This is a genomic window from Paraburkholderia sp. XV, assembly GCF_020177535.1.
In the GTDB taxonomy this organism is placed as follows: Bacteria; Pseudomonadota; Gammaproteobacteria; order Burkholderiales; family Burkholderiaceae; genus Paraburkholderia; species Paraburkholderia caribensis.
On sequence record NZ_JAGUUD010000044.1, the window covers coordinates 26275 to 50997 of the forward strand.

The window sequence follows — 24723 nt, forward strand, 5'->3', positions numbered from 1 at the left end:
AATAATCCTGTCTTGCCGGCGCCAGGCGTCGGCTCCGCGGAGCATGGATGCTGACGACGCTCGCCATCGCCAACTATCGCTCGCTGCGCGATCTGATCGTGCCGCTTGCGCGCCTGAACGTGATTACAGGCGCGAACGGCAGCGGCAAATCGAGCGTGTATCGGGCGTTGCGGCTGCTGGCCGTGACGGCGCGCGGCGGTGTGATTCCGTCGCTGGCGCGCGAGGGCGGGCTGCAGTCCACGCTATGGGCGGGCCCCGAGCGCTTCTCCCGCGCGATGCTGGCGGGCGACACGCCCGTGCAGGGCACGCGCCGCACAGAGCCCGTCAATCTGCGGCTCGGTTTTGCAGGCGACGAATTCGGCTACGCAATCGATCTCGGTCTGCCCATTCCTGGAGAAACCCAGTTCGGGCTCGATCCCGTTATCAAGCGCGAATGCATCTGGAGCGGTCCCGTGTTGCGTCCGTCGGCGCTGCTGGTCGACCGGCATGGCGCGTCGATCCGCACACGTGACGACGACGGTGAATGGCAGACTATTCCGCATACCGTCGCCAGTTTCGACAGCATGATGACGGAGTTTTCTGACCCGCGTAGCGCGCCGGAGATGATCGCCGTGCGCGAGCAGATCCGTTCCTGGCGTTTCTACGATCATTTCAGGACGGATGTGGAGTCTCCCGTGCGCCTGCCGCAGATCGGCACGCACACGCCCGTGCTCGGCGACGACGGCGCCGATCTTGCCGCCGCGCTGCAGACGATCCGCGAAATCGGCGACGCGGCCGCGCTCGATGCCGCCATTCACGACGCCTTTCCCGGTTCGCGCGTCGTAATCACCAATATCGAGGGGCGCTTCGAGGTGACGATGCAGCAGCAGGGTTTGCTGCGCGCGCTGAAGGGCGCCGAATTGTCCGACGGTACGCTGCGCTACCTGTTGCTCGTCGCGGCGCTGCTCACGCCCAGGCCACCCGCGCTGCTCGTGCTGAACGAGCCGGAAACCAGCCTGCATCCCGATCTGCTGCCGGCGCTCGCGCGGCTGATCGCGCGGGCGTCGCTGCGTTCGCAGGTTATCGTCGTGTCGCATGCGGCGCGGCTCATCGCGGCGCTGGAACGCGAGGACGGCAGCGAATCCGTCGTGCTCGAAAAACAGTTGGGCGCGACCCGCATCGCCGATGCCGAGTCGCGCGATCTGCCTGCGTGGAAGTGGCCCGCCCGCTAGCGCGACGGGAGCGGCCGACAGGGCAAAGCGCTTCGCACAGCGCAGTAACTCGTGAGAAAGGGCAAGAAGGGATTGCCCGAAGCGAGTGTTTCCCGACTGTAACAGCGTAATGCAAATGAAATACCTGCGGCATTCCGGGCGGCACCGGGCAATAATCGTGGCATTGGACACGCGTGGCCCGACGGTAGGGCGCGCGTGTCTTTTTAGGGAAACCGGAAGCGTTGTTCGAACGTCTTTCGACGCCGCGTACGGATAAACCCGACATTGCGCCACAGCGCGCATGAAATCGCCAAACCGCGTTTGATCGGCTGCCTGCCTGCTGTCATACTCGTTCGCCACTGCTCGCTGCAGCCGCGTTCAAGCGGCCCCTGGAGACACAGATGAGAATTGCGCAGATCGCTCCCTTGACCGAATCCGTGCCGCCGAAGCTCTATGGCGGCACTGAGCGCGTCGTGTCGTACATCACCGAGGCGCTCGTCGACCTGGGCCATGACGTGACGCTCTTCGCCAGCGGGGATTCCGTTACGCGCGCGAAGCTCGAACCCGTATGGCCGCGCGCGCTGCGGCTCGATCCCGGCATTCGCGACCGCATCGCGCCGCACATGCTGCTGATGGAGCTGGTCCGCCGTCAGGCCGAAGACTTCGACGTGCTCCATTTCCACATGGACTACTACTCGTTTTCGGTGTTCAAGCGGCAGGACACGCCGTTCGTCACGACCTTGCACGGGCGCCTCGACTTGCCCGAGCAGCAGCCGGTGTTCGACACGTTCAACACCGCGCCCGTCATCTCGATCTCGAACTCACAGCGTCATCCGCTGCCGCAGGCGCGCTGGCTCAGCACGGTTTATCACGGCTTGCCGGAAACGCTCTACACGCCACAGCCCGTCGAGCAGAAGTACCTCGCGTTTCTCGGCCGCATTTCGCCCGAAAAGCGCGTCGATACGGCGATCCGCATCGCGGGCCGCTGTGGCATTCCGATCCGCATCGCCGCCAAGGTCGATGCCGCCGACGCCGAGTACTTCGAGCGCGAGATCAAGCCGTTGCTGGATCTGCCGTATGTCGAGTACATCGGCGAGATCGCCGATCATCAGAAGGCCGAGTTTCTGTCCGGCGCGCATGCGCTGCTGTTTCCGATCGACTGGCCGGAGCCGTTCGGCCTGGTGATGATCGAAGCGATGGCGTGCGGCACGCCCGTCATCGCCTTCAATCGCGGCTCGGTGCCCGAGGTGATCGACGACGGCGTGTCCGGCTTCATCGTCGAGGACGAGATCGGCGCGGTGGCTGCCGTCAACCGTCTGCACAAGCTGCCGCGCGCGGGCGTGCGCCAACGCTTCGAAGAGCGCTTCACATCGCACCGGATGGCGCAGCAATACGTGGACGCGTACCAGTCGGTGATCCGCGCGCAGAAGCGTTCGCGCTTCAAGGTGATCGACGGCACCTGAGGCGGGACGGCAGCGCCAGATAAAGAAAGGGCGACGCAATCCGAGAATTGCGTCGCCCTTGGTCATTCACGGCAGTCATTCACCGTGTTCGTCACATCCGTCGCCAATGGAGCAGGGCGGCGTTGCCGCGCGCTCCCATCGACGACGTGCCGGAACCGCCAGGCGGACTCCCGTCCGCGTCCCGTAGCGCTGCATCGACGCCGCCGTGCCGTCAGATCTTGAGCTTCGACACCTTCGTGCCTGCCAGCGACACATCGGCCATCAGGCCGGCGTTTGTCAGGATGAACACTTCGACGGGCGCGGTGGCCGTGGTCGTATCGACGGCGCCGTTCGCGCCCATCTTGACGAGCGCGACGGACGCATCGGCGCCGACCGACCAGCCGTCCGAACTGCGGAATTTGTCGAGCGAGTCCTGCGTCATGAACAGGAAGATGATCGCCTTCGACTGCGCGCCGGCTTGCAAGCCGAACGAGCCGGAGATCGTGCTGTAGTAGCCGACCGTGCTGCCGCCTACGCGCAGCGAGCCTTCGCCGTACTGGCCGCCGACCACGAAGCCGACCTGCAGCACGGACGGGAAAACAAGAATGCCGCGCGCCTTCGAAACCAGCTCGCGCGAGCCGTTGACCGTCGTGTAGAGGCGGGACATGGTGCCGTCGACACTGGCGTCGATCGACTGCCGTTTCGACATGTCCGTAGCGGCAGACTCCCCGCTGCTCTTGGTGGTGGTGCAGCCGGCCAGTGCAAGGGTTCCGAAAGCGAGCGCGGCGGTGCTCTTCAGCATGAAGTTTCGTCTTTGCATCGTTTTTCTCCATCGTGGTTCCGGGGTGCAGCCTCAGTTCACGCGGGTTGCCTGTTTAGTTATATCACACCAACCAGCAATGCAAGGGTTCTGGGGACACCGCGCAAACCCTTGTCTGACGGGCACTCTGCCGATAGTCGGCGATATGTTGGGTAATTCTGGCCGGTCGGTCGCGCGGGCGGGAAGCCTGTCCGGCTGCTGTCCGGCGCACCCGCGCGAAGACGGCAATGTGCGTCGCCAGTCCCGATTCGAGCTGCTGGCGCTTCGACCGGAAGCAGTCGTATTTACCGTTTCTGCGCTGCCGCGCCTCTCGCTGTAAGCGAACGGAAAGTGTTGCGGGAAAGCAGCAGCGGGCCATCGGACGGGCGCCGCCTGGCGCCTGCCGCCGGCAAACTTTCGGGCCACGCTGTACTGCGCGAGAAGGTAGCTGGAGCGCTAATGATTCGCTGGACTTTTATTGACGGGCGGCCGCCTCAGCGCGCGGCGCACCATGCCGATGATGAAGCCGATCGCGAAGATGGTCGCGGCGGGCACGACCCAATAGCCGACGAACGCATGCCACAGATAACCTGCCAGCGTGCTTTTGCGGACCGCGTACTCGTTGAGCGCATCTTGCTGGCGCGGCGCGTTCGCGCTCAGCACGTCGGCGGGGCAACCGGACGCGCGCGCCATGTCGGGCGTGCCGTGGCAGCGCGCGGCGGCGCCTGCGGCGCGTTGCGCGTCGGTCAGCTGCCAGGTCGTGAGCGCGTTGTTCAGGTCGACCCGGTTATAGGCCATTTCCTCCTGAATCTCGCGCACGGCGACGATCGCCACGGGCACCGCCCAAAAGACGATCACCACCAGCCAGCGACGCAACCAGCGATTCTTGTGTCTCCCAACCATCCTTGCCTCCGTGCGATGCGCTTGCGGCATCAACGACAAGCTGGCGGCCCGTGGGACTTTGTTTTGTGTGGGGCAGGGCCGTCTGTGCCGCCATCATAGAAGAAAACGGCCAGACAAGTGCAGGCGTGATGACGCGAATGCACCGCTTGTGTGCGCCATCTGGCAGGGGCGCATGCGCAACGCTTCAGGTTCGACGCGACTGCGCTGCCGCGCGCCCGCGAAGCCCAAAAGAAAAGCGGCGTCCGCAATGGACGCCGCCCGTCGATACCGCCTCTCGCATCCCGCGCCGCGCGAACCCACACACACGACGCGAGGTGAAGCGCAAACGAGGATCTCAGCCCTTGTTGCTCAGGCAGGTGCTCATGAACGCCTTGCGCTCGTCGCCTTTCTTGTCGGCCGCCTGCTTGTTGCACATCTTCATCTTGTCCTGCTGCGTCATCGGTCCCGACGCGGCCGCCGCCGGCTTCGCCGACAGGCAGGTCTGCATGAACGCCTTGCGTTCGTCTCCCTTCTTGTCGCCTGCCTGCTTGTTGCAGTCGGTCATCTTCGATTGCTGGCTGTTCGCGGCGAAAGCGGGCGACGCGAGCAGACCCGTCAGGGCGAGGGCAGCGAGAGCGGCTTGGATCTTCATGGGACACTCCATCACGGGTTGTGAATGTTGTTGGTTATCGTGCGACGGGCATCGAGCCAGGGCGGACAGCCGCGGGCCGATAGCTTTCGCTGTGATCGCCGTCACCATGGCGATGCATGGTGCTGTCAGAACGAGCGGACAGTGCAAACGGTTGACGCATGCCGGACTCAGACTGCACAGGTCTTTCCCTAAGATCGCTTACCCTGAACGCGTGAACCGTTATGCTCGAGTCATTGTCGTCATCGCCATTTAGGAGCTTTCGCTATGCACTATCTGCTGATCTACGATGTGTCGTCGGATTATCTTGAGCGTCGCGCGGAGTTTCGCGGCGCGCATCTGAAGCTCGCATGGGCAGCCGCCGAACGGGGCGAACTGCATCTCGCCGGCGCGCTCGCCGATCCCGTCGATATGGCCGTGCTGCTCTTCGAAGGCGATTCGCCTGCCGTCGCCGAATCGTTCGCGCAAGCCGATCCGTACGTGCTCAACGGTCTGGTCACGAAATGGCGCGTGCGGCCGTGGACCACGGTGGTCGGCGAGCGCGCAGCGACGCCTGTTCGCTGAGCCGTCGATCGACGCGCCCCATCAACGCCATCCCACGTCTTGTTCGTTTCATGCAGCGGCCACTATGCATCACAAATAAATAACGCCGCTGCACACGCGCACCTTATGCGTCGCACATCAATGCGAATGTAACTGCGTCAATTCTGTTGTGCGCAATCCACGCGCGCATTCGTTTGTCATGACGGCGGCGCGAGCATGGACACGCTGCATCGCGCTGTTCGCGCATCGTACAAAACGTTGCAACCGGCGGCATTTCTGTGACAGCCAGGAACTAAACGACGCAGCAAAAAGGACAAGATTGTTTCTATCCGTAACACTTGTCTCAGTCATATTCAGACAAACCCTAGGAATGGTATGCTTCGTGCACAAATTCTCCCATGCACGAGTGAGACCACGTTTTGTGCGTCGTCCCGGTGAATCAGCGCACTATCGATGTGCTTTTTTCCATCCCGGCGCACGAACGTATAAGCATATTGTGCAACCGCGGACCCGACACGAACCGCCAAAATGAAGTTCGTGCGAGCCCAACGCCGCAGCCAGGCCAGGCTGCGTGGAGAACTCCATGTTTTTCGATGAGCTAAGCAATGACGAATGGGCGCAAATATCCGCGCTTGTTTCCGACGAGCCAGCCGTCCGCCTGAACCGACGCGGACGGCCCCGCGCCGAACCCCGAATCGTGGCCAATGCCGTTCTGTGGATCCTGACGACGGGTGAGCCGTGGTCGAAGCTTCCTGGCCGCTATCCGTCAGGCCCTACGTGCCGGCGCCGCTTCGAGGAGTGGCAAGCCGACGGCACGCTGGCAGAGGTGATCCGTCTGTTGACGCTGAATGGACGCACGTTCGCGTACATTCCCGAGCCGACGCCGCCCGCTGCGCCGAAGCCCGCGCCTGTGGTCGAAGCGCAGAAGCCGCGCGACGAACTCGCGCGCGGCGTGTTCTGGAAAAGTCCGGAGACGTGGCAAGCGTCGTCTGCTGAGTCGGGCGTGCCGGGCGGCGCGCCGTCCGGCTGGCATGCGCTCGCGCCGATGGCCGACATCACGCGCCAGCTCGTGGGCTCGGCGGCCGTCGAAACGGGCTTCGTCGAGGCACCGCGCGCCAATGTCGTTAGCGCGGCGAGTGCGCTCGAAGCCGGCGTCGTCTTCGGCGACGCGCAGCGCATCGATGTGCAAGCACCGATGCAGGCGCACGCTGCCAATGCCGACTCGCCTGTCACGCCGGTGCAAGCCGGCGCGCACGGCGACGACGCGTCCACCGCGAGCGCTTCGGCGGATACCGCGGCGGACAGCCAGCACACGCCGCTGTGGATGAGCCTCACGGCGCCGCGCGGCCTGGAAGTCGCCGACCGCCAGGGCTACACGATTTACGTCGAGGCGGAGCAGGTGACCAACGATGCATTCCGCGCATGGGCCGAGATCATGAAGGACGGCAAACGCGTCGAGCGTTCCGGCCTGATCGGCCCGCGTTTCGCCGATGTCGACGCAGCGCATCGTTTTGCGCTCGACTGGGCGCGGCAATGGATCGACCGCGAATGCCGTACGCGCGAGGCAGCGCCGGGACTGCACGCGCATCCGTCGAACGTGGGTATGCACACGCCGAAGGCCGCGGTGCGGCCGGTCACGCGCGCCATGCCCGAGCTCACGCCGACGCCGGCACTCGCCGCGGGGAACGTTGCCGCTGCAACGGGCAATCCGCATTTGCCGCAGCATCTGAATCCGCGTCTGATGCCGTTGCGCCGCTATCCGTCCGATGTCGCCAAGGACAAAACGGGCGAACGCTACCCGTTGCCGTCGAATCTGCTTTCGCACGCAGGATGATGACGATGGCGTAGTCGCGCCATCGTTTTCTCAAGAACTGGAACCGGTCACCTGGGCAGACGCGCAGCGGTCAGGCGCGTCGTTGGCGTCTCGTCGTTCATTGCCGTGACTCGATGCGGTGCTTCACGCATCGCGCGCTTCACCCTGGCCGTTTCTATCTGAGGTACAGCAGCATGTAGCAGCAGAGAAGGGCGCATTCATGCTGCGTCCGTCTCTGCTGCGTTGGTTCGGGACGTGCGTTTAACGGCGGCCGTATGTGTCGTCGAAGCGCACGATGTCGTCTTCGCCGAGATACGATCCCGATTGCACCTCGATGATCTCGAGCGGCATCTTGCCCGGATTCTCGAGACGATGCGTGACGCCGAGCGGGATGTACGCCGATTCGTTCTCCGACACGATGAAGCGCTCTTCGCCACGCGTGACGAGCGCCGTGCCGCGCACGACGATCCAGTGTTCGGCGCGATGATGATGCATCTGCAGCGACAGTTGCGCGCCCGGCTTCACGACGATGCGCTTGACCTGGAAGCGCTCGCCCGTGTCGACGGAATCGTAGTGGCCCCACGGCCGATGCACCTTGCGATGGTTCACGGCTTGCGCGCCATGGGCTTCGCGGATGCGGGCCACCACCTTCTTCACGTCCTGCACGCGGCGCTTGTCGGCGACGAGAATCGCGTCGTCGGTTTCGACGACGACGAGATCCTGCGTTCCGACGCAGGCGATCAGGCGGCCTTCGGAATGCGCGAAGGTCGAGCCGGCGCCTTCGAACATCACGTTGCCGCGGCCGACGTTGTCGTCGCCGTCTTTCGGCAGGATGTCCCAGATCGCGTCCCACGAGCCGACATCGGACCAGCCGGCGTCGAGCGGCACGACGACGCCCGTGCACACCGACGTGTCGCCGCCGAGACGTTCCATCACGGCGTAGTCGATCGAATTGGACGGGCACGCCCCGAATGCGTCGCGCTGCACGCGGAAGAAATCGCCGTCGGTGGTGCCTTGCGCATGCGCAGCTTCGCAGGCTTCGTAAATGGCAGGCTGGAAGTGCCGCACGGCCTTGATCCACGTCGACGCGCGCAGAATGAAGATGCCGCTGTTCCACCAATACTCTTTCGAGTCGACATAGCGCTGCGCGAGTTCGACATGCGGCTTTTCGACGAAGCGGTCGAGCTGATGGGCGTCGATCACGCGCTCGCTCGCCGTTTCGACGGCGGGCAGTGAAGCACCGATACGAATGTAGCCGTAGCCCGTTTCGGCGCGCGACGGCACGATGCCCATCGTCACGATCTGGCCGTTCGACGCGTGCTGCACGCCCGCCGCGACGGCGGCGTGAAAGCCTTCCGTATCCGTCACGGCGTGGTCGGCGGGCATTACGACCATGATGCCGTCCTGATCCTGCGCGAGCACCGAAAGCGCCGCGATGGTCAATGCCGGTGCCGTGTCGCGCGCGCAGGGCTCGAGAATCAGGCGGCTCTGTTTGCCGCTCACGCGCAATTGCTCGGCCGTCGTGAAGCGATGTTCTTCGTTGCAGACAACAACCAGTTGCTCGGCAACGGGATAACCGGCATCGAGTCCGTCGAGCCGTTGCGTCGTCGATTGCAGCAGCGAGTCTGCGCCCAGCAGACCGATCAGCTGTTTCGGATGCTGTTCGCGCGACATTGGCCACAGCCGTGTTCCCGAACCGCCAGCCAGTATCACGGGATGAACCTTGAGCTTGACGTTGAGCCGGGTTTGATTCGCCTGTCGATTGTCGACGTCTGACGCCGTAGCAGTCATGGTGATAACTCCTCGAAGCGGGATGAATGCCTGAGTTTTTATCACGTCGTAATGCGTCAATAAATCGGCATTGAATTTCTGCCGAATAATTCCAATGCAAAATGGCAGTCATGCATTAACGAATAATTTCGCAATGCCGGAAAAATAGAAAATAAATCAGGTAAAAATTGACACGACACAATTCGCAGGCCCGGAACGCGCGTGCTGATCGACCCGCGGGCAGCATGGTCTGACACCACAGCGGAAAAAAAGCCCAGCAAAAACGGGACAAACGGCGCGAAGTGTGGTGCGAATCCGCATAATTCGGCAACAATTACCGAATAAAAGCGAAAAAAATATCGTAAATCGTGCCGATACATTTTGAGATTTTTTGCCGCCTTGCGGCCGGAATTTTAATGCCGCTTTATCTAGGCTTGTACAAGGGTATTCACTCACCGGCGCAATTCATCCGTATTCCCGTCGCGATGCAAACCGCAATGCGATCCAATGCGAGGTGATTTGCTTTTCTGCGTTGCTTTCCATTGGCAAGGCGCAAAGCCGGTTGACGAACCACCCGGTAATCCGCCGCGCGAATCACGCAGCGCACTTTTCAACGGACCGTGGATAGAACTTGATCGAACTGACAGACAAGGCGAGGGGCAGCAGATGCTGAGCGTTCTATCGAGAATCATCGACATCGGCATGGTCGCGCTTGGCGCGCTGATCGCGGCCGCGCTGCACGCGGGGCATTTCGTGTGGCTCGACGACATGCAAAGCGTGTCGCTGGCGTTCGACTGCCTGCTGGTGATCCTGTTCTTTCCGGCCCTCGGCATTTATCAGTCGTGGCGCGGCAAGCCGCTGTACGACCTGCTGTGGCGCGTGTCGATGGGCTGGCTGATGGTCGAGGTGACGGGCATCCTGATGAGCTTCAGCCTGCACCGCTCGGACATGCTGTCGCGCCTGTGGCTGGCATACTGGGCCGGCGCCAGCGTGGTGCTGCTGATCGTCACGAAGGCGCTCGTGCACGCCGTGCTGCGCGGACTGCGGCGCGAGGGCTTCAACCAGAAGAAGGTGGCCATCGTGGGCGGTGCGCCGTACGGCAAGTTTCTGATCGAGCAGATGCGCAGCCGTCCCGAAGCGGGCTTCAGCCCCGTGCTCGTCTATGACGAGGACGACAACCGCAGCCACTACGAAGACATCGACGAACCGGAAACGATCGAAGGTGTGCCCGTGCGGCGCGACTACGCGGCGATGATCGACGAGATGCGCCGCCGTTCGGTGCGCGAGTTGTGGATGGCGCTGCCGATGTCGAAAGAGAAGGTCATCCATCGCTTCGTGATGGAGTTTCGCAACGACTTCGTGAACATCCGCTTCATCCCGGATGTGCGCAGCCTGACGCTCCTCAACCAGCCGATGGTCGATCTGCTCGGCGTGCCCGCGATCAATCTCGCCGCGTCGCCGATCACCGACCTGCGCGTGCTGCCCAAGCGGATTTTCGACCGGCTGTTCGCGCTCGCCGCGCTGACGGCGCTCGCGCCGCTGCTGCTCGCGATCGCCGTGGCCGTGAAGCTGTCGTCGCCGGGGCCGGTGTTTTTCCGGCAGCGGCGCAAGGGCATCGACGGCCGCGAGTTCGAGATCTTCAAGTTCCGCTCGATGAAACTCCACAAGGAGGAGGCGGGCAAGATCACCCAGGCCACGCGCCGCGATCCGCGCATCACGCCTGTCGGTGCGTTCCTGCGCCGCACGAGCCTCGACGAACTGCCGCAGTTCATCAACGTGCTGCGCGGGGAAATGTCGGTGGTCGGCCCGCGTCCGCATGCACTCGAACACGACGACATCTACAAGGATCTGGTGAAGGGCTACATGCACCGCTACCGGATCAAGCCCGGCATCACCGGCTGGGCGCAGATCAACGGCTATCGCGGCGAAACCGACCGCATCGAAAAGATGATGGGCCGCGTGAAGCTCGATCTGTACTACATGCAGCACTGGAGCTTCTGGCTCGACATCAAGATCGTGGGCCTGACCTTCTGGAAAGGCTTCGTGGGCAGCAACGCGTACTGACGCGCGTGGGGTCCATCGGATAGAACGCCGCGCGTTCTCCATTCACTGAACCATTCAATCTCCGAGGTGTAATTCATGAACCTGACGATCGTTGGAACCGGATACGTTGGCCTCGTCACGGGTGCCTGTCTGGCAGACATCGGGCACGACGTATTCTGCCTCGACGTCGATCAGCGCAAGATCGACGTGCTGAACAACGGCGGCGTGCCGATCCATGAGCCGGGTCTGCTGGAGATCATCGCGCGCAACCGCAAGGCGGGGCGCCTGACGTTTTCGACGGATATCGAAGCGGCCGTCGCGCATGGCGACATCCAGTTCATCGCCGTCGGCACGCCGCCCGACGAAGACGGTTCGGCCGACCTGCAATACGTGCTGGCGGCAGCGCGCAATATCGGCCGCCATATGAAGGGCTTCAAGGTGATCGTCGACAAGTCGACGGTGCCCGTCGGCACCGCGCGCCGCGTTGCGCAGGCCGTGCAGGACGAACTGAACCAGCGCGGCCTGAAGCAGATGTTCTCGGTCGTATCGAACCCGGAGTTCCTGAAAGAAGGGGCCGCCGTCGACGACTTCACGCGCCCGGACCGGATCATTCTCGGTTGCGACGAGGACGTGCCCGGCGAAAAGGCGCGCGAACTGATGAAGCGTCTGTATGCGCCGTTCAACCGCAATCACGAACGCACGCTGTATATGGACGTGCGTTCCGCCGAATTCACGAAATACGCAGCCAACGCGATGCTCGCGACACGCATCTCGTTCATGAACGACCTCGCCAATCTCGCCGACCGCGTGGGCGCCGATATCGAAGCGGTGCGTCGCGGCATGGGTTCCGACCCGCGCATCGGTTACGACTTCCTGTACGCGGGCTGCGGCTATGGCGGCTCGTGCTTCCCGAAGGACGTGCAGGCGCTGATCCGCACGGGCAGCGAGATGGGCCACAACCTGCGCATTCTCGAAGCCGTCGAAGCCGTCAACGAAACGCAGAAGAAGATCCTCGCGCACAAGATCGTCGCACGTTTGGGCGAGGACCTGTCGGACCGCACGTTCGCCGTCTGGGGTCTTGCGTTCAAGCCGAATACCGACGACATGCGCGAAGCGCCGAGCCGCGCGCTGATCGCCGAACTGCTGGCGCGCGGCGCGAAGGTCGTGGCCTATGACCCCGTTGCCATCGACGAATCGAAGCGCGTGTTCGCGCTCGACCTGAAAGACAAGCCGCAACAGCTCGCCCGCCTCGCGTTCGCGGATGAAGAAATGCAGGCGGCTCAGCAGGCCGACGCGCTGGTGATCCTCACCGAATGGAAGGTCTTCAAGAGCCCGGATTTCGACAGCCTCAAGACGCTGTTGAAAACGCCGTTGATTTTCGACGGACGCAATCTGTACGAACCGGACACGATGCGCGAGCTGGGCATCGAGTACCACGCGATCGGCCGTCAGCCTGCGCAATCCGAAGCCGCTGTCGCTTCGCTTGCCACGGCTTCCACGGCTGCTGTGCTGTAACCCCTGGCGTCATCGACTGCAAAGAGGCCGCCCCATGTTCGCGAACGTCCTGATCGTCTGCCACGCCAACGTGTGCCGCTCGCCCGCCGCCGAGCGACTGTTCAAGTCGCGTCAGGACACGCGCGGCGCACAGCCCATCGCGTTTCGTTCGGCGGGCCTGCGTGCGATCGACGGCTACGGCATGGACCCCGTCATGCGGCGTCTGCTCGAAGAACGCGGCGTGGAAAGTGGCGCGCATCGCGCGCGGCGGCTCGACGGCAAGCTCGTGCGCGATGCCGACCTGATCCTCGTCACCGAACAGCGGCAAGTGAAGGACGTGGAGGCGCTCGATCCCACGTCGCGCGGCAAGGTCTATGCGCTCGGCAAGTGGGACAAGTGGGGAAGCGCCGACGTCGTCGATCCGCATGGACGCGACGAAGGCGCGTATCGCGACAGCCTCGCGCACATGGAACACCTCGTCATGGGATGGCTGGACAAAATATGCTGAAACGAAACATCACGTTATCTATTGTGCTGACGACTTTTCTGTCGGCGTGCGCGACCGCGCCGGGGAATTACCTCGACACGTCGCGTCTGAAGGAAGACTCGCAGAACAAGCCGGCCGAAACGTACCCGGTCACGCTGATCGACGCCCAGGTGATCCAGAAACAGCAGGCGCAGACGGCGGACGCCATTGCGAAGCAGGTGCTGCCGCCGCCCGGTCCGTTCGCCGATCCGACGCAGTATGTCTATCGCGTCGCGCCGCAGGACATTCTCGGCATCACCGTCTGGGACCACCCGGAACTGACCACGCCGAACGGCAGCACGCTCTCTTCGGGCGGCAACACCACGCAGTCGATCGGCGGCGCGTTGCAGCAGCCATACACGCAGGCGTTGCCGGGCCAGGCCGATCCGTACGGGCAGACGGTCGCGCCCGACGGCACGATCTATTTCCCGTTCGTCGGGCGCATCCGCGCGTCGGGCCGCACCACGGCGCAGATCCGCGACGAACTCGCCAGGAAGCTCGTGCCGTACATCCGCGATCCGCAGGTCGACGTGCGCGTGCTGTCGTACCGGAGCCAGAAGGTCCAGGTGACGGGCGACGTCAAGACGCCGGGGCCGCTTGCGCTGTCCGACGTGCCGCTCACGCTGGTCGACGCGATCACCCGCTCGGGCGGTTCGACCGACAGCGCCGATCTGCAGCGCGTGCGCCTCACGCGCAAGGGCAAGCTCTATGTGCTCGACGCGAACCGCATGCTCGACAAGGGCGATACCACGCAGAACGTGATGCTCGAACCCGGCGATATCGTCAACGTGCCGGACCGCAGCGACACGCGCATCTTCGTGATGGGCGAAGTGAAGACGCCGATTCCCGTGCCGATGAACAAGGGCGAACTGACGATCGCCGATGCGCTCACGCAGGCGGGCGGCATTCTCGACACCGACGCGAACCCGCGCCAGATCTTCGTGATGCGCGGCATGAAGGACAAGCCGACCACGCCCGACGTGTATCGCCTCGACATGACGCAGCCCGACGCGATCATGCTGTCGTCGCAATTCCAGTTGCAGCCGATGGACGTGGTGTACGTGGGCACGGCCGCCTCGACGACCTTCAACCGCGTGTTGCAGCAGGTCCTGCCGACGGTGCAGACGCTGTTCTACCTGAAGCAGCTGACGCGCTGATGTCCTGACGTCTCATTGCTTTGCAATGCCTGAACCGCTGCCGGCATCCCGGCGCTTCGCATCCGGAACACGAACGGATGCAACGCACCGGATGCCGCCGGCGACCCGACCCGGGTCAACCCTGAGCACTCAAGCGAGTATCCAAGTGAGCACTCAAGCCAATCCCCATCTGGCCATTCAGGCCAGAACCGAAGAAGAGGACGTGGTCCTCGGCCAACTGCTGCAGGTGATCATCGACGACATCTGGTGGCTGATCGGCATCGCCGCGACCATCGTTGCGATTGCCGGCTTCTACTGCTATGTCGCGAAGCCCGTGTATTCGGCCGATGCGCACGTGCGCGTGGAAACGTCGGACAACACCTCGCAGGCGCTCACGCAGACGCAAACGGGTGCGACCATCTCGACGGGCCAGTCGACGATTCCCACCGACGCCGAGATCGAAATGATCAAAAGCCGCGGCGTGGTTGCGCCCGTGGTTCACGACATGAAGCTGAACTTCTCGATCGCGCCGAAGACCATCCCCGTGCTCGGCAGCCTCGCTGCGCGTCTTGCGACGCCGGGCCAGCCCGCGAAGCCGTGGCTCGGCCTCGGCTCGTACGCGTGGGGCGGCGAAGTGGCCGACGTCGATTCGCTCGACGTCGCCCCCGCGCTCGAAGGTCAGAAGCTGATCCTCACCGCGCTCGACAACCAGCGCTACACGCTGATGACGCCCGACGGCCAGTTGCTGTTGCGCGGCCAGGCGGGCCAGCCCGCTCAGGGCGGCGGCGTCACGATGCTAGTCAACAAACTCGTCGCGCGGCCCGGCACGCAGTTCACGGTGATGCGCGCGAACGACCTCGACGCGATCGCCGCGTTCCAGTCGGCCATCAACGTGCAGGAGCAGGGCAAGCAGACGGGCGTGATCTCGATCTCGCTCGAAGACCAGAACCCTGAGCACGCGGCCGCCGTCGCCAATGCGCTCGCGCAGTCGTATCTGCTGGAGCACATCCGCACCAAGCAGGCCGACGCGAGCCGGATGCTCGACTTCCTGAAAAGCGAAGAGCCGCGCCTGAAGTCCGATCTCGAACGCGCGGAAGCGGCGTTGACGGCGTATCAGAGCAAGAGCGGCTCGATCAACGCGAGCGACGAAGCGAAGGTCTATCTGGAAGGCAGCGTGCAGTACGAGCAGCAGATCTCGGCCTTGCGCCTGCAGATTTCGCAGCTCGAACAGCGCTACGGCGACGATCACCCGATGATCAAGGCCGCGCAGCAGCAGATGGCCGAACTCCAGGCGCAGCGCACCAAATACGCGGACCGTTTCCGCGATCTGCCCGCCACCGAAGTCAAGGCCGTGCAGCTGCAGCGCGACGCGAAGGTCGCGGAAGACATCTACGTGCTGCTGCTCAACCGCGTGCAGGAGCTGTCCGTGCAGAAAGCGGGTACGGGCGGCAACGTGCATATCGTCGACGCCGCGCTGCGCCCTGGTTCGCCCATCAAGCCGAAGAAGGCGCTGATCCTGTCGGCGGCAACGATACTCGGGCTGATCGTCGGCACGGGTTTCGTGTTCCTGCGCCGCAATATGTTCAAGGGCATCGACGACCCCGAAACGGTCGAGCGCACCTTCCATCTGCCCGTCTACGGCCTCGTGCCGCTGTCGGCCGAACAGGCGCTGCTGGAGAGCGCCGCGGTGCGCGGCGGCACGCGCCAGCGCGCGGTGCTCGCCAACGCGAAGCCGAAGGACGTGTGTATCGAAAGCCTGCGCAGTCTGCGCACGTCGATGCAGTTCACGCTGCAGGACGCGCGCAACCACATCGTGATGTTCACGGGGCCGCTGCCGGGCGTCGGCAAGAGTTTCCTGACGATCAACCTCGCCGTGCTGCTCGCGCATTCGGGCAAGCGGGTGCTGATGATCGACGGCGACATGCGGCGCGGCGCGCTCGAAAAGCATCTGGGCGGCTCGCAGGACAACGGCCTGTCGGAACTGCTGAGCGGCCAGATTTCGCTGGACGATGCGCTGCGTGCAACGGAAATCGACAACCTGTCGTTCATCTCGTGCGGACGCCGTCCGCCGAACCCGTCCGAACTGTTGATGTCGCCGCGCCTGCCGCAATACCTCGAAGGGCTGGCCAAGCGCTACGACGTGATCCTGATCGACACGCCGCCCGTGCTGGCCGTGACCGACGCGTCGATCATCGGCGGCTATGCGGGCTCGACGTTCTTCGTGGTGCGCTCGGGCATGCACAGCGAAGGCGAGATCGCCGACGCCTTGAAGCGCCTGCATTCGGCGGGCGTGCACGTGCAGGGCGCGATTTTCAACGCGATGCCGCCGCGTGCGCGCGGCAACTACGACCGCAGCTACGCGGCCGTGCAGGAATACCTGAGCACCTGATGCGCGCGCCGGCCTTGCCCGCGCGGCGAGGCCACGCGCCATCGACCAAGCCACGGAGAGTACAGGATGAAGATAACGGTACTGGTGCCGACCTTTCGCCGCCCGCAAGATCTCGCGCGCTGTCTCGCGGCCTTGCAGAAGCAGGAGCGCGTGCCCGACGAAGTCGTGGTGGTCGCGCGTCCCGATGATGAAGCGACCCACGCATGCCTCGCCGATCCCCTCGTGGTCGGCGCGTTGCCGCTGAACGTCGCGGCCGTCGAAGTGCCGGGCCAGGTGGCCGCGCTCAATCGCGGCCTGGATGCCGCGACAGGCGACGTGATCGCGATCACCGACGACGACGCCGCGCCGCACGCCGACTGGGTGCGCCGCATCGGCGCCGCGTTCGAGAGCGATCCGCGTCTGGGCGCGCTCGGCGGCCGCGACTGGGTGCATCAGAAGGGCGGCGTGCTCGACGGCTCGCGCTTTCTGGTCGGCAAGATGATGAAGTCGGGCAAGATCATCGGCAATCATCACCTCGGCGTCGGCGAAGCGCGCGAGGTCGATCTGCTCAAGGGCGCTAACATGAGCTACCGGCGCGACGCGGTGCGCTCGATCCGCTTCGACGGCCGTTTGCGCGGCGCGGGCGCGCAGGTGCACAACGACATGGCCTTCAGCATGAGCGTGAAGAACGCGGGCTGGAAGCTGGTCTACGACCCGCGCGTCGCCGTCGATCATTACCCCGCCGAACGCTTCGACGAGGACCGCCGCGATGCGCAGTCGCTGACGGCGGTGCGCAATGCCGCTTATAACCTGCATCTGATCTTGCGCGAGCAGTTGCCCGCCGGGCAGCGCGAAATTGCGTGGTGGTGGTATGCCCTCGTGGGCACGCGCGTCTATCCGGGCGCGGTGCATGCGATGCTCGCGTTGACGTCGAAAGGCGCGCGCACCAAGCTCGCGCGCTGGCGCGCCGTGCGCACGGGCGCTCGCGAAGCGCGTCGCGCGTTCGCGCAGCAGCGTGGCACGGGCACGGGGGTGCACGCATGACGACGAAGGTCCACGTACACCTGTTTTACGGCGCTGATCCGCGCTTCTATCGCCCGGGCGAGAACATCGGCTGCCTGTATGGCTATCACCATGCCGAGTCCGACGAATTCCAGTTGAGCTATTCGCAGGACGCGAAGGAAAGCAAGCCGGTGCGCCTCGTGCGGCGTGCGCTGAAGACGCTGCTCGGTTTCGACCTGATTCACACGCTGCGTAATCGCGATGAGATGCTGCGCTCGGACGTCATCTGGACGCATACGGAGCAGGAATGGCTGTCGGCCGCGCTGATGCTGCTGATGAACGGCAAGCGCCAAACGCAACCGCTGTTGCTCGCGCAAAGCGTGTGGCTGATCGACAAGTGGCCGAACTATGGGCTGCTGCGCCGCTGGTTCTATCGGAAGCTGATTGCGCGTGCCGATCTCCTGACGACGCTCGCGCGCGACAACGCCGAACTGTGCCGCGAGTATTTCGGCCGCGACGCGACGCAGCTTTTCTACGGGCTGAACACGCGCGATTTCCCCGTGCAGCAGCCGAAGGCATGGCAACCGGATACGCCGCTGCGCATCGCGGCCATCGGCAACGATCGCGACCGCGACTGGGAGACGCTGATCAAGGCCGTCGGCAACGATCCGCGCTTCGCGGTGCGGCTCGCGACGCGCCGGCGCATCCCGCGTGCGCTGCGCTCGCTGAACGTGCAGGTCGCGCCCGCCGCGGGCCTGAAAAAACAGCGTGAACTGTACGACTGGGCCGACGTGGTCGTCGTGCCGCTGCGACCGAATACGCATGCCTCCGGGATCACGGTGATGCTGGAAGCCGCCGCCGTCGGCAAGCCGATGGTGGTGACGAACGTTGGCGGCTTGCAGGATTATTTTTCGGCCCGCGCGGCGGCGTATGTGCCGCCGTTCGACGCCGACGCGCTGCGCGAGGCGCTGCTCGGCCTCATCGCGTCGCCGGACAAAGCGCTGCAACAGGCGCAGGCAGCATCGATGCAGCTCGTGTCGCGCGATCACACGACCCAGCACTATGCGCAGCAGCACGTGAAGCTCACGCGCGATCTGCTGCGCCGGCAAGCGCAGCACGCGCATCCCGCGCAGCAGACGAACGCCGGTGGAAACACGCGCGTGCCGTCGCAGAGCCGGGGAGGGATGTAAGCGATGTCCTCCATTGCACGAGCCGGGATGGACAGCGCCGCGCGCGCCGTCAAGAGCATGAAGGGCGAAAGGCGCCAGAAGAGCGAGTGGCTGCCGCCCGCATTGCTGTGGCTCGTCACGGTCATGTTGATCGTCGCGCATCAGGGCACGGTGCTGACGCTCGCGTTCCCGGTGCTGTCGATCGCCGTGGGTTTCTGGCTGTACTTCAAGGCGCCCGCGAAGTACGTCGGCTACATGTGGTGGCTGTGGTTCCTGAGTCCGGAAGTGCGGCGTCTCGCCGACTGGTCCAAAGGCGCGTTCACGCCGACCAGCCTGATCCAGGTCGCGCCCCTCGCCGTGACGATGATCAGCGGGCTGTCGCTGATCCGCTTCTACCCCGTGCTCGCGCAACGGCGCGGTCTGCCCGTCCTGCTGGCGCTGGCAGGGCTTGCGTATGCCTTCATGATCGGCGTCGTCTCCAGCGGCCCGCTGGCGGCCCTGTACGACCTCGCGAACTGGGTCTATCCGATCCTGATCGGCTTTCACATCATGGCGCACTCGCGCCAGTACCCGGAGTTCCGCGAGACCATCATCAATACTTTCATCTGGGGCATGCTGCTGATGGGCGGCTACGGCCTCGTGCAATTCTTCGTCATGCCGCAGTGGGACGCGCTGTGGATGCTCGGCTCGCAGATGAACTCGCAGGGCGACCCGGTGCCGTTCGGCGTGCGCGTATTCAGCACGATGAATTCATCGGGTCCGTTCGCGCTCGCGATGATGGGCGCGATGGTCTACGTGATGGCCGCGAACCATCGCGTGCGCTGGGTGGCGGGCGCGCTCGGCTTCCTGTCGTTTTGTCTCTCACTGGTGCGCTCGACGTGGGGCGGCTGGGTCATCGCGATGCTGATCCAGCTCGCCAAGTCGAACAACAAGGTGCGTATCCGGATCGTCGCGAGCGCGGTGCTGCTGGTTGGCCTGTGCGTGCCGCTGCTCGCCATCGGCCCGGTCGCCGAGCGGATGCAGGCGCGCCTCGACACGATCGTCAATCTGCACGACGACCAGAGCTACGCCGCGCGTAACGAGTTCTACGCGACCTTCGCGAAAACCGCGTTCACCGACGTGACGGGCGAAGGGCTGGGCGCGACGGGCACCTCGACCAAGCTGTCGAACGACGGCGGCCAGCTCGGCCAGTACGGCAACTTCGACAGCGGCGTGATGAACATTCCGTTCGTGCTCGGCTGGCCGGGCACGCTGCTGTACATGTCGGGCGTGATCTGGCTGCTGCTGCGCGCGCTGCGCGCCTCGTTCAAGCTGCGCGACGACAAGTTCGCCTCGGCTTCGCTGTCGCTCGCGCTGGCGATCTTCGCGATGCTCGTCTTCACCAATTCGCTCGTCGGCACGGGCGGCCTGCTGCTCTTCATGGGCGTGTTTTCGATTATTTCCGCGGCGCACTGGCAGAAGCTGAACCGGCGCCGCCAATCATTCTTTCCTGGAGGCCACTGATTGAGAGTCGCCATCGTCACGCACGTAGTGCGTCATAACGACGGGCAGGGCCGCGTCAATCACGAGATCGCGCGCGCGGCGCTCGACGAGAACATCGAGGTCACGCTGGTCGCCTCGCATGTCGCGCCCGAACTGCTCGAACATCCGCTGGTGCGCTGGGCGCCCGTGAAAATCGGCCGCTTCTGGCCGACCAATCTGCTGCGCCAGCAGGTGTTCGCGTTGAAGAGCGCGTGGTGGCTGCGCAAGCACCGCGCCGAATACGACGTGCTGCACGTCAACGGCTTCATCACGTGGATGCCTGCCGACGTAAACACCGCGCACTTCGTCCATAGCGGCTGGTTCAACAGCAAGTACTACCCGTTCGGTTTGAGCAAGGGGCTGTGGTCCGCGTACCAGTTCGTCTATACGCGCGTGAATGCCGTGCTGGAAGGCTGGGCATACCGGCGCTCGCGCGTGATCACGGCCGTGTCGCAGAAGGTCGCGACCGAGATTGCCGCGATCGGTCTCACGCCGCGCAACCGGCTCGACGTGATCTACAACGGCGTCGATACACAGGGCTTCGCCGCCGCGCACGGCGACCGCACGCGCTTCAAGTTGCCCGAGGACAAATTCCTGCTGCTGTTCGTCGGCGATCTGCGCACGCCGCGCAAGAATCTCGGCACGGTGCTCAAGGCGTTGACGCATCTGCCCGAACGCGTCCATATCGCGGTGGCGGGTTATCTGCCGGGCAGTCCGTATCCGGACGAAGCGAAAGCGCTCGGCATCGCGGATCGCGTGCATTTTCTCGGTCTCGTCAAGGAGATGCCCGTGCTGATGCATTCCGTCGATGCGTACGTGTTTCCGTCGCGCTACGAGGCGATGAGCCTGTCGCTGCTCGAAGCGATGGCGGCGGGCCTGCCGGTGGTGACGGCACACACGGCTGGCGGGGCGGAGATCATCACGCCCGAATGCGGCATCGTGCTCGACGATCCCGACGATCCGCAGGCGCTCGCGCAAGCCGTGGGACGTCTCGCATCGGATGACGCGCAACGGCTCGCGATGGGCCGCGCGGCCAACGAACTCGCAACGGGCTTCGGCTGGGCGCGCATGGCGCAGCAGTACATCGCGCTGTACCGGCAGATTGCGGGGCAGCGCGAAGACCGCCGCCGCACCAGGAACCCCAATGACAACGACGCCGAAGCGCTGGCGCCGAATGTGCTCGCGGGCCCGCAACGCGCGGATCGCGCGTGACGCGCACCGCTCGATGCGCACATCGACAACGACAAGGAAAGCACACACCATGACCACTCGTTCCATCAAATCGCTGCAGATCGGCATGCACTGGTTTCCCGAGCGCGCGGGCGGTCTCGACCGCATGTATTACTCGCTGATCGGCGCGTTGCCCGGCGCGGGCGTCGAAGTGCGCGGCGTCGTGGCGGGCTCGGCGCGCGTCGCGCAGGACACCAACGGCGCGATCCAGGGCTTCGGCTCAGCGGCGCAATCGCTGCCGCTGCGCCTGATGGCCGCGCGCCGCGCGCTGCGCCGCGAGATTCGCGAGCAGCGTCCCGACGTGATCTCGTCGCACTTCGCGCTGTACACCTTTCCGGGTCTCGACGCGATGCGCGGCATTCCGCAGGTGTCCCACTTCCAGGGACCGTGGGCCGACGAAAGTCATGTCGAAGGCGCGGACTCGCTCGGTCAGCGCGCCAAGCGCTATCTCGAGCAGACCGTGTATGCGCGTTCGTCGCGGCTGATCGTGCTGTCCGATGCGTTCGGCCGCATTCTGACGTCGCGCTACGGCATTCCCGCCGACCGCGTGCGCGTCGTGCCGGGCTGCGTGAACGTCGACCAGTTCAATCTGCCGTTGACGCAAAACGAAGCGCGGCTGCGCCTGCAGTTGCCGCTTGGCCGGCCCATCGTGCTGGCCGTGCGGCGGCTCGTGCGGCGCATGGGTCTCGAAGATCTGATCGATGCCGTGAAGGTCGTCAAGCGCCGCAATCCGGACGTGCTGCTGCTGATCGCAGGGAAGGGGCGCTTGCAGCAGGAGTTGCAGCAGCGCATCGACGATGCCGGTCTCGGCGACAACGTGAAGCTGCTCGGCTTCGTGCCGGACGAGCATCTGGCCGCGCTGTATCGCGCGGCCAATATCAGCGTCGTGCCGACCGTGGCGCTCGAAGGGTTCGGGCTGATCACCGTCGAATCGCTGGCGTCGGGAACGCCCGTGCTGGTGACCCCCGTGGGGGGGCTGCCGGAAGCGGTAGCGGGGCTGTCGCAGGATCTCGTGCTGCCCTCGACGGGCGCGGATGCGATCGCCGAGGGCCTGGGCAAGGCGCTGGATGGAACGATCAGATTGCCGGACCCGGATGCGTGCCGGGCGTATGCGCGGGCCAACTTCGACAATCCGGTGATCGCGAAGCGGGTTGCGGCCGTGTACAACGAGGCGATCCAGGCAGCGGCGTAGGGCGGATAGAGAGCGATCAGGGGAGGGACGGCCGCGAGCCGTCCCTTTCTTTTTACGGCGCGCCCGGCGGCGAGGCAGGTCTCGCTCATCGGGTTGCTATAATTCCGATATTTAAGGAATTATTGACGTTTCTTGTCTGTCGCGAGTCTTAATTCCTGAAAAATCAGAACTATTGACAGTTCACACGCTCTTTCCTCATAATTCCGATATTCTCGTAATTATTCGTCTCGCGGCGTTCGCTGAACAGTTTATTCCTGGAATTCCGGAACTATGGCTCGCACCTTGCCTCGACCTACGGCCGTCAATCCACTGGCTCACGACATGGCAGCCTTGGGCCGGCTCGTGCGCAACCGGCGTGCGCAAAGCGAGCTTCGCATCGACGACGCCGCCGACATGCTCGGCATCTCCAAAGACGTGCTATCGCGTCTGGAAAACGGCCGGTCGGTCAGTCTCGACAAGGTGTTCAAGGTGTTGAACGGTCTCGGCCTCAACATGCTGGTTTTTACGAACCAGCAAACCAGCGCCGTGCTCGATGCCGTCCAACCGTTCAACCCGAACACGGCCTCAGATACGCCGCCGGAGGCGTCCTGATGCCTCATGCCCTTCACGTAACGGCTCACGAAGGCGCAGTCGGCCGCCTCGACTTCGACGCGCAACAAAGCCTCTACCGCTTCGCGTACGACACACAATGGCCCGCGCGCAGGCATGCGTTTCCGCTGTCTCCACACATCCCGCTGTCAGGCGACGAGCCGCCGGCGGGCGCCGTGCATCGATTCATCGCCAATCTGTTGCCGGAAGGGCGGGCACTCGATGTCGCGTCGGTCGTGTATCAGGTGTCGAAAGACAACACCTATGGGCTGATCCGGATGCTCGGCAAGGAGCCCGTCGGCGCATTGAGCTTTCTCGCCGCGGACGATGACGGCAACCCCGTTCCCCCGCAAGAACGGCCGCCCGCGCGCCGGGAAATTTCACCCGACGAACTGAGCCAGCGCATCCGCGAGCGCGACGTGATTCCGTTCCCTGTGTGGGACGGCAAGGTTCGTCTGTCGGTAGCGGGCTATCAGGACAAGCTGCAAGTACTGGTGGAAGGCGAGCGCATCGCGCTTGCCGACGGACCGCTCAGTTCGACGCACATCCTGAAACCGGAATCGCGCAGCCCCGTGACACCCTGCATGGTCGCCAACGAGCACTACTGCATGACGCTGGCGTCCCGCATGGGACTGCCGACCGCGCCCGTTTCGATCCGTCGCATTCCCGAGCCGATCCTGCTGATCGGGCGGTTCGACCGGACGGTCGAGCGGGACCCGTCGGATGGCGAGTCCGTACAGGCGGTGCGCCGCCGCCATGTGATCGACGGCTGCCAGGCACTCGATCTACCCGTCACGTTCAAATACGAGCGGAATTTCGGCAACACGCCGGACGTGCGCAACATACGCGAAGGTGTGAGCTTCGAAAAACTGTTCGCGCTTCAGCGGCATCTCGACAATCCCGCTGCCGCGCGCACTTTCATGATCCGGTGGGCGCTGTTTCAACTGCTGATCGGCAACAGCGACGCACACGGAAAAAACCTGTCCTTTTTCATGCACGGCGGCGGCCTCGAACCTGCGCCGCTGTATGACCTGGTGTCCGTCAATGCTTATGGCGAGCGCGTCGAGCAGGACATGGCGATGGGCTACGGCGACGTATTCCGGCTCGATGAAATTACGCCGTTCGCACTGGCGGATTTCGCGCGGCGAACGGGCACGCTGCCGCGCTTTCTCGGCCGCGAAATGACGCGCATGGCGCAGGCCGCGAAGGCGCTCGCGCCCGAACTGGCGCGCTCGGACGCCTACGTCGGCGACGAACGCGCGCTGGTGCATACCATCTCGGACTTCATCGGCGTGCAGGCCGAGCGCCTGTTGCAGTTCGCCCCGATGGTCCCGCAGGTCGATCGCAAGCTGCTTTAGAAAAGCAA

The 24723-nt window shown here is 64.3% G+C and carries 20 protein-coding genes; 16 read left to right on the forward strand and 4 right to left on the reverse strand.

The genetic code is table 11. The annotated features are described in order from the left end of the window. Window positions 1-47: 47 nt before the first annotated feature. Together KFO72_RS20990 and KFO72_RS20995 are read left to right on the forward strand one after the other, a co-directional pair. On the forward strand, window positions 48-1211 hold the full coding sequence (locus KFO72_RS20990; RefSeq protein ID WP_054930489.1) for an AAA family ATPase: 1164 nt from the start codon (window positions 48-50) through the stop codon (window positions 1209-1211). 380 nt (window positions 1212-1591) lie between these two features. Then, window positions 1592-2653: a glycosyltransferase family 4 protein gene (locus tag KFO72_RS20995; protein ID WP_054930490.1), complete on the forward strand. Its 1062-nt coding sequence runs from the start codon at window positions 1592-1594 to the stop codon at window positions 2651-2653. A 211-nt stretch (window positions 2654-2864) separates the two neighbouring features. Here the strand turns inward: KFO72_RS20995 and KFO72_RS21000 are convergent, their stop codons facing one another. The 3 genes from KFO72_RS21000 to KFO72_RS21010 all read right to left on the reverse strand — a co-directional run bounded on the left by KFO72_RS21000 (window position 2865) and on the right by KFO72_RS21010 (window position 4965). Then, a complete protein-coding gene (locus KFO72_RS21000; protein ID WP_054930491.1) occupies window positions 2865-3452 on the reverse strand; it encodes a YSC84-related protein in 588 nt (195 codons plus the stop codon). A 435-nt stretch (window positions 3453-3887) separates the two neighbouring features. Continuing rightward, a complete protein-coding gene (locus KFO72_RS21005) occupies window positions 3888-4334 on the reverse strand; it encodes a hypothetical protein (RefSeq protein ID WP_054930492.1) in 447 nt (148 codons plus the stop codon). Between the two features lie 334 nt (window positions 4335-4668). Next, a complete protein-coding gene (locus tag KFO72_RS21010) occupies window positions 4669-4965 on the reverse strand; it encodes a PsiF family protein (RefSeq protein ID WP_054930493.1) in 297 nt (98 codons plus the stop codon). Between the two features lie 264 nt (window positions 4966-5229). Between KFO72_RS21010 and KFO72_RS21015 the strand changes: the two genes are divergently transcribed. Beyond that, on the forward strand, window positions 5230-5526 hold the full coding sequence (locus KFO72_RS21015; RefSeq protein ID WP_060600882.1) for a YciI-like protein: 297 nt from the start codon (window positions 5230-5232) through the stop codon (window positions 5524-5526). Between the two features lie 562 nt (window positions 5527-6088). Continuing rightward, window positions 6089-7339 (forward strand): DUF6566 family protein, encoded by a 1251-nt coding sequence (locus KFO72_RS42575; protein WP_412101791.1) that lies wholly within the window; start codon window positions 6089-6091, stop codon window positions 7337-7339. 240 nt (window positions 7340-7579) lie between these two features. On the opposite strand, the gene KFO72_RS21025 is transcribed toward KFO72_RS42575, so the two are convergent. Then, complete coding sequence (locus tag KFO72_RS21025) at window positions 7580-9109, reverse strand: mannose-1-phosphate guanylyltransferase/mannose-6-phosphate isomerase (protein ID WP_060600888.1); 1530 nt, start codon at window positions 9107-9109, stop codon at window positions 7580-7582. 645 nt (window positions 9110-9754) lie between these two features. On the opposite strand from KFO72_RS21025, the gene KFO72_RS21030 reads away from it, so the two are divergent. From KFO72_RS21030 to KFO72_RS21085, 12 genes are all read left to right on the forward strand, one after another. Beyond that, complete coding sequence (locus KFO72_RS21030) at window positions 9755-11152, forward strand: undecaprenyl-phosphate glucose phosphotransferase (protein ID WP_054930497.1); 1398 nt, start codon at window positions 9755-9757, stop codon at window positions 11150-11152. 75 nt (window positions 11153-11227) lie between these two features. Continuing rightward, window positions 11228-12646, forward strand: a complete 1419-nt coding sequence (locus tag KFO72_RS21035; RefSeq protein ID WP_225032922.1) for a UDP-glucose dehydrogenase family protein — start codon at window positions 11228-11230, stop codon at window positions 12644-12646. Window positions 12647-12680: 34 nt separating this feature from the next. Then, complete coding sequence (locus tag KFO72_RS21040) at window positions 12681-13133, forward strand: low molecular weight protein-tyrosine-phosphatase (RefSeq protein ID WP_054930499.1); 453 nt, start codon at window positions 12681-12683, stop codon at window positions 13131-13133. Next, window positions 13127-14308, forward strand: coding sequence for a polysaccharide biosynthesis/export family protein (locus tag KFO72_RS21045; protein ID WP_060600894.1), 1182 nt, complete (start codon window positions 13127-13129; stop codon window positions 14306-14308). Before KFO72_RS21040 ends, KFO72_RS21045 begins: the two co-directional genes overlap by 7 nt. 91 nt (window positions 14309-14399) lie before the next feature. After that, window positions 14400-16676 (forward strand): polysaccharide biosynthesis tyrosine autokinase, encoded by a 2277-nt coding sequence (locus KFO72_RS21050; RefSeq protein ID WP_374727110.1) that lies wholly within the window; start codon window positions 14400-14402, stop codon window positions 16674-16676. 66 nt (window positions 16677-16742) lie between these two features. Further along, complete coding sequence (locus tag KFO72_RS21055; RefSeq protein ID WP_060600897.1) at window positions 16743-17699, forward strand: glycosyltransferase family 2 protein; 957 nt, start codon at window positions 16743-16745, stop codon at window positions 17697-17699. Next, on the forward strand, window positions 17696-18847 hold the full coding sequence (locus KFO72_RS21060) for a glycosyltransferase family 4 protein (protein ID WP_054930502.1): 1152 nt from the start codon (window positions 17696-17698) through the stop codon (window positions 18845-18847). Before KFO72_RS21055 ends, KFO72_RS21060 begins: the two co-directional genes overlap by 4 nt. Before the next feature lie 27 nt (window positions 18848-18874). Next, on the forward strand, window positions 18875-20329 hold the full coding sequence (locus KFO72_RS21065; protein WP_374727113.1) for a glucose-6-phosphate isomerase: 1455 nt from the start codon (window positions 18875-18877) through the stop codon (window positions 20327-20329). Continuing rightward, complete coding sequence (locus KFO72_RS21070; RefSeq protein WP_225032923.1) at window positions 20330-21559, forward strand: glycosyltransferase family 4 protein; 1230 nt, start codon at window positions 20330-20332, stop codon at window positions 21557-21559. It begins immediately after the preceding gene. Between the two features lie 49 nt (window positions 21560-21608). Continuing rightward, window positions 21609-22769, forward strand: coding sequence for a glycosyltransferase family 4 protein (locus tag KFO72_RS21075; RefSeq protein WP_036005334.1), 1161 nt, complete (start codon window positions 21609-21611; stop codon window positions 22767-22769). 270 nt (window positions 22770-23039) lie between these two features. Next, a complete protein-coding gene (locus KFO72_RS21080) occupies window positions 23040-23360 on the forward strand; it encodes a helix-turn-helix domain-containing protein (RefSeq protein ID WP_225032924.1) in 321 nt (106 codons plus the stop codon). Next, window positions 23360-24715 carry a HipA domain-containing protein gene (locus tag KFO72_RS21085; RefSeq protein WP_225032925.1) on the forward strand — a complete coding sequence of 452 codons (1356 nt, stop codon included), beginning with the start codon at window positions 23360-23362 and terminating at the stop codon, window positions 24713-24715. Before KFO72_RS21080 ends, KFO72_RS21085 begins: the two co-directional genes overlap by 1 nt. Window positions 24716-24723: the final 8 nt, after the last annotated feature.